Annotated in this window: 8 protein-coding genes; all 8 read left to right on the forward strand. The window is 40.7% G+C overall.

Features of this window, described 5'->3' with window-relative positions; translation table 11 throughout:
* Window positions 1–54: 54 nt before the first annotated feature.
* On the forward strand, window positions 55–3,720 hold the full coding sequence (locus tag JOD18_RS18880; protein WP_204670676.1) for a cobaltochelatase subunit CobN: 3,666 nt from the start codon (window positions 55–57) through the stop codon (window positions 3,718–3,720).
* A gap of 154 nt (window positions 3,721–3,874) precedes the next feature.
* Window positions 3,875–4,144: a 30S ribosomal protein S14 gene (gene rpsN, locus JOD18_RS18885; RefSeq protein WP_204670677.1), complete on the forward strand. Its 270-nt coding sequence runs from the start codon at window positions 3,875–3,877 to the stop codon at window positions 4,142–4,144.
* A 168-nt stretch (window positions 4,145–4,312) separates the two neighbouring features.
* Window positions 4,313–5,278 carry a CobW family GTP-binding protein gene (locus JOD18_RS18890; protein WP_204670678.1) on the forward strand — a complete coding sequence of 322 codons (966 nt, stop codon included), beginning with the start codon at window positions 4,313–4,315 and terminating at the stop codon, window positions 5,276–5,278.
* A 46-nt stretch (window positions 5,279–5,324) separates the two neighbouring features.
* Entirely contained in the window at window positions 5,325–6,437 is a 1,113-nt protein-coding gene (locus JOD18_RS18895) for an NAD(P)-binding domain-containing protein (protein ID WP_204670679.1), read from the forward strand.
* Window positions 6,431–8,104: a nucleoside recognition domain-containing protein gene (locus JOD18_RS18900; protein ID WP_204670680.1), complete on the forward strand. Its 1,674-nt coding sequence runs from the start codon at window positions 6,431–6,433 to the stop codon at window positions 8,102–8,104. Before JOD18_RS18895 ends, JOD18_RS18900 begins: the two co-directional genes overlap by 7 nt.
* A gap of 102 nt (window positions 8,105–8,206) precedes the next feature.
* Window positions 8,207–9,400: a GTP-binding protein gene (locus JOD18_RS18905; protein WP_204670681.1), complete on the forward strand. Its 1,194-nt coding sequence runs from the start codon at window positions 8,207–8,209 to the stop codon at window positions 9,398–9,400.
* Between the two features lie 13 nt (window positions 9,401–9,413).
* Window positions 9,414–9,968: a dCTP deaminase gene (gene dcd, locus JOD18_RS18910; protein WP_204670682.1), complete on the forward strand. Its 555-nt coding sequence runs from the start codon at window positions 9,414–9,416 to the stop codon at window positions 9,966–9,968.
* A complete protein-coding gene (locus tag JOD18_RS18915; RefSeq protein ID WP_204670683.1) occupies window positions 9,965–11,146 on the forward strand; it encodes a GTP-binding protein in 1,182 nt (393 codons plus the stop codon). The genes dcd and JOD18_RS18915 overlap by 4 nt, the downstream gene beginning before the upstream one ends.
* Window positions 11,147–11,585 lie beyond the last annotated feature (439 nt).

Consider the following 11,585-nt stretch of genomic DNA (forward strand, 5'->3'; position numbering starts at 1 on the left):
TGGCAAAAGGAGTTACAGGCACCTTTTGCCGGATTGGAAGGGAGAGCAGAAACAATGCATATCATATTTGCGACTGCTTCATCGGGAACACTTGCTGAAGCAGCTAAAGCACATACCAGTATAGCAACAGCACATCCAAATATTAAATTAACATTATTTTTACTAGAAGAATCGTTAAATACAGAGCAATGGCATCGGTTCGAGCAAGAATGCAAATCAGCTAATCTATTTATTTATGACCCGCATGGAGTAGAAAATAATGTAATCATGGATATGGTAGAAATCTGCAGTATGTGGAAATGTGATCAGTTATCCTTCATGATGAATGGAGCTAAGTGGGAACAGGCTGTCCGTTTTGGGGCATTACGAGGTGATGACATTCGGGTTGTTCCCAAATCGGGAGAACTTATCTTAGAAGAGACAGTAAAAGAATCAGATCCGGAAACATATCTGCAGAAGACACAAGCCTTGGAAAGTTATAAACAGATAAAGCAGTATTGGCATGCTTCCAGTCTGCAAAACTGGAAGGAATTAATTTATTTCACAGCTAATCTCTATGGAGAGAAGGGAATTCCTGCGGCTAAACCACCTGTATATAAAGATAAAACAGGTATTATTGATCCGAAAACCGGTATTTATTATGATAATGCAGCCCTTTTTTTACGGGAGTCACAGGCAGATGTCTCTAAACCTAAAATTGTGTTTTTCTACCTCGCCTCTCAAGCTAGAATAAAAACAGCTGATGTTATTGCCGAACTTATCGAGCGGTTGCAGCCAACTGTCACAGTGATTCCTGTTGGTCTAGTAAGCATTATGAAAGTGGATTTGGACCACCTGAATCGGTTATTTGCTGGTGTGCTGGAAGATATACAGCTTCTGGTCAATTTTATTGGTTTTCGATTAGGGTCAGGTCCTGGAGGAGAGGATAGAGAAGATGTGCCGAATTGGCTGAAACAGCTGAATATTCCTATGCTGCACCCGTTTTTTCTAACAAGGAGCACTTTAGTAGAATGGGAAGAAGCCAAGGGACTATCCCCTGTGGAGGCAATGGTGAATGTTGTTTTACCAGAACTGGATGGAGCTGTAGAGACATACCCAATCGCAGCGATCCAATCGGCAGGTTTTAATGAACAATATCAATTTGAGAACAAAGAACTTGTCTTAATTGAAGAAAGAGCCAATTATTTTATTAATCGTGTCCATCGTTGGCTGCATTTACGACAAACAAAGAACGAAGAAAAGCGTATTGCGCTTATAGGGTATAACTATCCGCCTGGTGAAGGGAATTTGTTTAGCGGTTCTTTTTTAGATACTTTCGATTCTATTTCGGCTATATTGGATAAACTAGCTGACGAAGGATATCAGGTAGAACCAATGGCAAAAGAAGAATTAGAAATGCAGTTTAGACGGCAGCAATTATTCAATGAGTCAAACTGGGGGATAGATGAGGAGCTGGATAAGAGAATACAGTATCCGATCTTGCAAGCGAAAGCGGATAGAAGCCGTAACTTAGCACAAGACGATATGAAGCATTATTGGGGATCGTACCCCGGAGAAATAATGACTAATGACACTGCTTTTTTAATTCCTGGATTTGTAAACGGTAATGTTTTTATTGGGTTACAGCCGAGCAGAAATGGAGCAGGTCAGGATTCTGCTGTGAGCTACCATGATCAATCAGTTCCTCCACATTATCAATATCAGGCTTTTTATACATGGCTGGAACAAGGATTCCGATCGGATGCTGTAGTTCATATTGGTACACATGGAACACTTGAGTATTTACCCGGAAAAGAAAATGGCATGTCTGCCTCCTGTTTTCCGGATCAATTGATTCAAGCTTTGCCACACTTTTATCTTTATTATATTGGTAATCCTTCAGAAGCAATGCTTGCTAAACGTCGTACACATGCTGTATTAAGCAGTTATCAGGCACCACCGTTTAGGGACGGAGGACTACATGGCGATTATGAAAAATTGGAACAGTTATTACATGAATATCGCGAGGCAGAACAGCTGGATCCCTTACGATGTGAAACGATTTTGAAAGAGCTTCAAGTGATCGCAGATAGCAATGGTTTTTCTCATCATGAAATAGAAGCTATCGAGCAGGAATTGCAGCGCATGCAATATGCTTTAATTCCGTATGGTCTGCATACAATTGGGAAAGGGATGGATCATGAAGACGCGATCCAACACACACTATATACGCTACGAAAAGAACATCAAGGCAGCACCTTGAAGCAATTAGTTGCCCAATGGAGGCCAGCATTGCAAGGGCAAGAAGCTGCATTAGAGAAGGCAGCCGCTTCTTTATTAGAGACGTATTTAGAGACAAAGGAGCTCCCTGATACACAAGAAAGCTCCCTTGCACAAGCATTTGCAGACATTTTGATGTATGGAGAAAGTATTTATCAGCGGGTGCGAGAAACAGAGGAACTCCCTTCCATCATCCAAGCACTAAATGGAGGTTATCTTCCAGCTAAATTGGCAGGTGACATATACAGAAATCCAGAGTCTTTGTCAACGGGATCAAATGTCTATCAATTTGATCCGCGTTCTGTACCAAGTCCTTCAGCTGTTACCAGAGGGACAGAGATAGCCGAAGCAACGATTGCTCAATACGAGGAAACGCATGGCAAGTTACTTCATACGGTGGCGTGTGTACTTTGGGGTGTGGAAACCTCCAGAACACAAGGAGAGACCATTGGACAAATTCTTGCATATGTTGGAGCAAAAGCAGTGAAGCGTTCGGAAGCAACAAGCACAACATTTGAACTTATTCCTCTGTCTGAACTGGGAAGGCCTAGAATAAATGTAGCCATCAGTATGTCTGGTGTATTTCGCGATTTATTTCCCAATGTTATCGAAGCATTAAATGACTTGTTTCAAAAACTGGCGCTTGCGAATGAACGGGAAGAAGATAATTATTTTAAAGCTTTTACTTGGAAAGTACAAGCTCAACTGTTAGCTGAAGGATATACAGAAGCAGAGGCATTTGATTTAGCTGCTTCACGAATTTTCGGACCGGCCTCAGGGGAATATGGCACAGGGATTAACCATATGATTGAGGATGGGAATTGGGAAGATGAAGAAGAACTTGGTGAGATGTACAAACACCATGCCCAGTATGTTTATAGTAAATTAAAAAGAGGGGAAAACATTGCTGACTTATATGATGTTCATATGAAAGCAACAGATATTGTTTCCCAGCTGCGTGCCAGCCATGAATATGAAATTACGGATTTGGATGATTACTATAATTTCTTCGGTGGATTGTCGAAGTCGATCGAGAAAGTAAAAGGTGAACGCGTGGATATCTATATTACAGATACGACTCAACAAGCACCACATACAGAAGATGTCAAAGACGCAATTAATCGAGGGGTAAGAACTCGATTGACAAATCCAACATGGATAGAAGGTCTGCTTCAGCATCCTTATCATGGTGTACAGCGAATGGCTAAACATACCGAGAATTTGTTAGGATTGGCTGCGACCACGAACAAAGTAGAGAATTGGGTCTTCTCTCATGTGCATAGCACATATGTAGAGGATAAAGTATTACAAGAAAAAATTCGTCAGGCAAATCCCCATGCCTATCATGACTTGTTGGAAACATTAGTGGAGGTGTCAGAACGAGGGTACTGGGAGCCGTCTGAATCAGAATGGCAGCATTTAAGAGAAGCTGTTTTGGAAGCAGAAGCTTCGATGGAATAATGTTAATAAAATAGCAATCCCGAATGTAAAACGTAATAATTACTATTTACATTCGGGGTAAAATAATTTATAATGGGGTTTAATGCGTAATCATTACGTTTTAAAATAATAAATACAGGGACAAACTAGATAACATCGAAAGGAGAAAGATAAAATGGCTAAAAAATCAAAAATTGCCAAAGAGAAAAAACGACAGCAAATGGTTGAAAAATATGCAGAGTTAAGAAGAGAACTGAAAGCAAAAGGTGATTACGAAGCTCTTCGTCGATTACCGCGGGATTCATCTCCAACAAGGTTGAAAAATCGCTGTGAGATTACCGGCAGACCACGCGGCTATATCCGAAAATTCAATATGTCACGTATTGCTTTTAGAGAATATGCCCATAAAGGACAAATACCTGGCGTCAAAAAATCCAGTTGGTAAGCATTTTATAAGAACAGATTAAATAGTAGAACAACCTATACTCCCCTGTATTGTTGTTGTGATATAAATTGTTAAAAACCAGGAAAGAAAAAAAGTCTTCTGCCAGTGTTAGGCAGACTGGCTGTTTCTTTCATGCCAATACTGTCATTGTGATAAGGAGGAAATGTATTGTCACAAGAAACAACCATACCGGTAACTATCTTAACCGGTTTTTTAGGTGCTGGAAAAACGACACTGTTAAATAAATTGTTAGATGACATGCGGGAACAAAAAGTTGCCGTCATCATTAATGAATTTGGCGATACATCAATCGACAGTCATTTGGTGGTATCCACAAAGGAAGAAATCATTGAAATAAACAGCGGCTGTATTTGTTGTAATGTGCGCGGTGATTTAATCGATTTATTAAGTAGTTGGATGCAACAAAAGGAACCATTAGATCGGGTCATTATTGAAACAACAGGAATGGCTAATCCTGCTCCCGTCATTCAAACTTTTCTGATGGATGAGCAAACAGCAACATCATTTGAGATTGACAGTATCATTACAATGGTAGATGCCAAGCATATATGGCAGCATTTAGAGGAAGAAGAGCCGGAGCAGCAGATCGCTTTTGCGGATATTCTGCTGTTAAATAAGATCGATTTGATTACAGAAGAAGAACAGAAGGAACTGGACAAGCAATTGCTCCGTATGAATCCCAATGCCAAGCGGTACTATACGGCATACGCCAATGTAGATACCGAAGATTTAATTGGGACAAAATCGTTTGATTTGGATAATGTCTTAAATATAGATCCCAATCTATTAACAGAGGCACATCACCATCATCATAATCACCATGTCACATCTTTCGTATTTCGGGAAGATCGTCCGCTCGATTTGGACAAAGTGAATAAATGGTTTGCCTACTTAGTCCATATAAAAGGAGAAAGTTTATATCGTTATAAAGGGGTACTTTTTATCAAACAATTGGACAGAAAAGTAGTTTTTCAAGGTGTGCACATGCTGTTTGCTGGTACAGAAGGCGAGGTATGGGCAAAAGATGAAAAACGACAAAGTGAGGTAGTATTTATCGGAAAGCAGCTCGACTATCAAGAACTGGAAAAAGGCTTTCGATACTGCCTTGCTTAATTTTTAGAGTTTAAATCGTAATGATTATGATTTGAGGAGGGTAACTGTGAGTAACATATATGATGTGATTATTGTAGGAGCTGGCCCTTCAGGGATTGGCGTTGCCTCTTTACTGCAGCAAATGAACAGCACCTCGTACCTGGTTTTAGAGAAGGAGGAGATTGGAGCTTCTTTTTTACGTTGGCCTAAGGAAATGAAATGTATTACACCTTCTTTTCCAGCGCAAGGATTCGGCCAAACGGATTTGAATGCAGTTGTTCCTAAGACCTCCCCAGCCTATACACTTGATATGGAGCATCCTACGGGAGAAGCTTATGCACAATATTTAGATGTGGTGGCAAAACATTTCTCCATTCCGATAAAAAATGGAGTACAAGTCAATCGAATAAACAAACAAGCTTCCATTTTTTCTATAGAGACGTCAGATGGACTTTATCAAAGCCGCTATGTTGTTTGGGCGGCAGGGCAATACCAATACCCAAACCTAACTCCATTCCCAGGTGCAAATCTTGGTCTCCACAATAGTTTGATAGCAGCTTGGCGGGAACTGGATGGAGATAATTTTATCATCATTGGCGGGTATGAAAGTGGCATGGACGCTGCCTATCAGTTAGGAACCCTTGGTAAAAAAACTACGGTGATTGCCAAGACGAATACATGGGAGGTAGAGCATAGTGATCCAAGTATTGCGCTGTCACCCTATACGTATAATCGTGTCCGTCACTTATTTGATTCCGATTTATTAACGATTGTGGGCAATACAGCAGTTACACAAATTGAAGCAAATGGTAAGGGATACGATGTTCATACGGATGATGGCGAAGTTTACTTTACGGAAGAGCGACCGATTTTAGCGACAGGTTTCGCCGGTAGCACAACAATAATCGAAAACTTGGTAGCCCGTGGTCAGTATCAAGAGGTACTCGTTAATGACATAGATGAATCAGTTGCGACAGATGGTTTGTTTTTGGCGGGGCCGGAACTGCGGCATGATGATCATATCTTTTGTTATATATATAAATTCCGTCAGCGTTTTGCGGTTATAGCAGAAGCACTGGGAAGCAGGTTACATTTGGATGTATCAATTTTAGAGGAATATAAACGAGAAAATTTTTACTTAAAAGACCTTTCCATGTGTGGAGAAATGTGTCAATGCTAGATCATGCCGAAGCCCTCCATCTTCACCAGAGGGAAGTATTGCTGATAGGTTGTGAATCGGTCGGGAAATCCGGTTTGTTCCGTGAATTGACAGGGGAAAAAAGCGCAATTGCTAGAAATATAAAAGGATCTACCATTTCTGCTTTAAACGCACCTTGTAAATTAAACAGTCAGATACAATTAACAGATCTGCCTGGCTTACAGTTTGATATGGACAGTCAAAGTACACAGCTTACGCTAGATCATCTGCAGGAAGAGAAGACCCTTTTATTAGTGATAAAAGCTACCAATCTGAAGGAAGAATTGATCCAGCTGCAAACGAAGTTGAATTTAAAAGGCAAGAAAGTTGCCATTGCTGCAACACACGGTGATAAGTACCTGCCACCCCAAACCGAACAAAAGCGAGTGCAGGAATTATTACAAGTCCCCATTGTCTGGGTTAACACGCGAGCAATGGATGAAGAGGCACAGGAACAGGTAATGACCTGTATCGAACAAGCAAACGTGTGGGGAGCGACGAACAGCATTCTCGATTTTCTCCCTTCTACGGATCATGCGGTTAATCAATTAATTCCCATCTTTCGTTTGCCAATAGCTGGGCCTCTGCTGGCTTGTTTATTTATTTTATCTATGTTTGCTTTACCTGTTTTTGCCGCTTATTTATTGGTCAGTTGGCTGGAGCCGATCGTGGAACAATATTTGCTTACACCCATTACGTTATGGATCGATCAGGCGCCTCTTTTTGTAGCGAAAGTGCTGATAGGTGATTATGGATTAATTACCTTGGGTTCCTATTCGTTTCTATGGGCCTTTCCTGTTGTGATGCTGATCAGTATCACAACTACCATTACAGAAGAGAGCGGCATACAGGAACATATCACGCATGCTTTGGATCCATGGCTTCGCAAAATTGGTTTAACAGGGAGAGATTTACTTCCTGTGATCACCGGATTTGGCTGTAATGTAGTGGCTGTCTTTCAAAGCAGGAGCTGCAGCAGCTGTACACGAGCATCTTGTATTTCCTTGATTTCATTTGGTTCTGCGTGCAGTTATCAAATCGGGGCTACCTTGTCTATCTTTAGTGCAGCTCATGTACCGCTTTTATTTATTCCTTATTTGCTTTTGTTATTTGTAGCAGGAGCGATTCATACAAGAATTTGGAATCGGGATACAGCAAATCAGCTCACACGTATTGCACCGCTCCCTTATATACAAAAAATAAACTGGCAGGCCTGCTGGTGGAAGGTAGTGGGCGCAATCAAGCAATTTGTGCTGCAGGCTATGCCCATCTTCTTGTTGATATGTCTTGTAGCATCTGTGCTTCATACCATAGGTATATTATCGATTGTTAGCTGGCTTGCTATGCCGCTGCTTTATTTATTTTCCTTGCCTGTAGAGGCAGCACCAGGATTGATTTTTTCTTTTATCAGAAAAGACGGCTTGTTGGTCTTAAATGAGGGGCAGGGCAGTTTATTAATGGACATGTCGGTCGGTCAGATATTTATTCTTGTCTACTTAGCTACTACATTGTCTGCCTGTCTTGTCACCTTGTTTACGATTGGCAGAGAACTAGGCTGGAAGAGTTCCCTGTCCGTCGGTGGAAAACAAATGCTGACAAGTATTGTCAGTGCAGCGTTTCTTGCTGTAGGATTATATTTCTTAAGTTAAAACGAGAGTACGATTTAGTAGAAACGTATATCCTCGACCCAGTTTGCTTATTAATGGAGGCGGAGGACTTACGGGATAAACTAAAAAAAGGAGGACAAACAAATGAAAAAGATTCCTGTTACGGTATTAAGCGGCTATTTAGGCGCTGGTAAAACGACATTATTAAATCATGTCTTACATAACCGCGAAGGTTTAAAGGTGGCGGTCATTGTCAATGACATGAGTGAAGTGAATATTGATAGTGAACTTGTTCAAACGCAAGGCGGTTTTTCGCGCACAGAAGAAAAATTGGTGGAAATGTCTAATGGCTGTATTTGCTGTACACTGCGTGAGGATTTATTAGTAGAAGTCGAAAAACTCGTGAGAAAAGGGGATGTGGATTATATTCTGATTGAGTCCTCTGGCATTAGTGAACCAGTACCGGTTGCTCAAACTTTTTCTTATATTGATGAAGCAATGGGAATTGATTTAACCCAATATTGTCGTTTGGATACGATGGTGACTGTTGTCGATGCCAATCGGTTCTGGCATGACTTTGGGTCAGGTGACTCGCTGCTTAGCAGAAAACAAGCAGTTGGTGAAGAAGATACCAGGAATATTGCTGATTTATTAATTGATCAGATTGAATTTTGTAATGTACTGATTTTGAATAAAACAGATTTAGTAAAAGAAGAAGATTTGCAGAAGCTGGAACAAGTCATTCGCAAATTACAGCCTGAAGCAACAATCATCCGCACACAACATAGTAAGGTCGATCCGAATGAAATATTAAATACCCGTTTATTTGACTTTGAGACAGCTAGTGAATCAGCCGGGTGGCTCAAGGAATTGAATGCAGGTGTAGAAAATCATACACCGGAAACAGAAGAATATGGAATCGGTTCGTTCGTATACAAGTCCAGACTACCTTTCCATACCGAGCGTCTGGTAAGCTGGTATCAGGATTTACCGAAAGAGATTGTCCGGATGAAAGGGGTAATGTGGTGTGCAACCCATAATGATTTAGCGTTATTACTATCTCAAGCAGGTCCGTCTGTCGAGGTGGAGCCATTAGCTTATTGGGTAGCTACATTGCCAAAAGGGCAGCAAAAAGAAATATTACGAAATAACCCGGAAGTCAACGATTTATGGGATCCAAAATATGGGGATCGCCATACAAAGATCGTTTTCATCGGAATGGATTTAGATGTGGAGCAAATTACAAATGATTTGGAACACTGTCTGTTGAGTGAGTCAGAAATGAACGAAGACTGGTCACAATTTAGAAATCCATTTGATTGGCGAATATCATCATAGGGAGTGAAATCAGGTGATTTTATCTGGACAAACGATTAAGCAATGTATAGAAGACAACCATATGTTAATCACTCCTTTTAAGAAATTAAGCATACAGCCAGCATCGGTTGATCTGCGTCTGGGTAAGGAATTTGTTATCGTTGATGACATCTTTACCCCTTTCTTATCTGTTGATCAGCCGGCAAAATATCAGGAAATTGAAGTAACAGAAGAAGGAACGATAACAATTCCTCCGCAAACGTTTATGCTAGGAACCACCTTAGAACAAATAAGTTTACCTAATGACTTAACAGCTTTTGTAGAAGGAAGAAGCTCGATAGGGAGACTGGGTGTTTTTATTCAAAATGCCGGCTGGATCGATCCAGGTTTCTCCGGACAAATTACTTTGGAATTGTTTAATGCTAATCGTGTCCCTGTTCAATTGCGAGTCGGTATGCGAGTATGTCAGTTAGTGATAGCGCAAGTCGATCAGATCACAGAAGGATACAGCGGGAAGTATTTATTTCAGGAAGGTGCGACACCAAGCCGTATCTATCTGGATCCGGAAAGAAAGGAAGGAAAAAGGTGAGTAAAAAAATCCCAGTAACTGTGTTGAGCGGTTTTTTAGGAGCGGGAAAAACGTCGCTGCTGAACCATCTGCTTACCAATCAGCAAGGGTTGAAAATAGCCATTATTGTTAATGATATGAGTGAAATTAATGTAGATGCAAAATTAGTGAAGGAAGGCGGTTTTGTCAGAACAGAAGAAAATATGGTTGAAATGACAAACGGTTGTATCTGCTGTACCTTACGCGAAGATTTAATCGTGGAATTGGAGAAATTAGCGAAGCTCGACATTGACTATGTGCTCATTGAATCAAGCGGTGTGTCGGAACCTATTCCGGTAGCACAGAGTTTTGTTTATGCTGATGAAGAATTAGGCATAGACTTAAATACTTCGTTCCAGCTTGATACAATGGTAACAGTAGTAGACGGGCAGCAGTTTTGGCAGGATTATCGCTCAGAAGATTTATTAATGGATCGGCAATTACATGTTTCTGAGGAAGATGAGAGAGGCATTGTTGATTTGTTAATGGATCAAATTGAATTTGCTAATGTGATTATTTTAAATAAAACAGATCAGCTTTCCAGCGATCATGCCGCTGAACTAAAGCACTTGCTTTATCGATTGAATCCAGAAGCTACAATCATTCCAACTAAGTTTGGCCAAGTTGATCCAATAGAGGTGCTGGCTACCAAGCAGTTTGATTTTGAAAAGTCAAGCCAGAGTGCTGGCTGGATAAAAGAATTAAATGAAGAACATCTACCGGAAACAGAAGAGTATGGGATCAGTTCGTTTGTTTACCGAAGCAGAAAACCATTCCATCCAGAGCGGTTTCAGCAATGGCTGGAGAATTGGCCGCCAGAGATCCTGCGGGCGAAGGGTTTCTTCTGGCTAGTTACAAGAAATGAGGTAGCTGGATTCTTATCCCAAGCAGGTTCCATGATAACATTAGACGCTGCCGGCAGATGGCTGGCCAGCTATTCACAGGCAGAACAAGAAGCCTTAAAGGATCAAGATCCAGCTCTGTTTGAAGCATGGGATCCACAGGTTGGAGACAGGATGACAGAACTTGTTTTTATTGGCCAGAGTATGGACAAGAAGGCGATCATCTCTTCGTTAGACCAGTGTTTATTAACGGAAGAAGAAGCCACAGCCCCAGTCGCCGCTTTTGTTGATGAGCTGCCCCCGTTTTTGGTAGAATAAAACATAGCTATTTCTATTTGATTTAGTCATTCATGAATAAAGCAGACTATATCTTCAATCAGACCTAGCGCATTTTACCCCGGTCCAACCCTGAACCCCGTGTTAGGTTTGTAGCATTTCAAGGAAATCTTTTAGTTAAGGATAATGGGATAATACTCCAATAAGTCTTGCTACTCATGAGTAGGAATAAAGAAAGAAAACCCCACTGTTGACTGATTCGTTATTTACATAGTAAGAAGCTGTGAGTGTATATCGAGAGAAAAGGGTTGAAGAAGCGACTTAACTTCATCTATTCATGCTATAAATTATATGATTAAAAAAGAGGAAGTTCACATCAATATTTGATGATATGCTCCCTTTATAGTAGACAGAGAAATAATAAAAATTCTCACCTATTATGAAGGGAGTATTTTGTATGTCTAAAAGAATGACCAAACAG

It is taken from the genome of Gracilibacillus alcaliphilus (assembly GCF_016909015.1).
GTDB lineage: Bacteria > Bacillota > Bacilli > Bacillales > Amphibacillaceae > Gracilibacillus > Gracilibacillus alcaliphilus.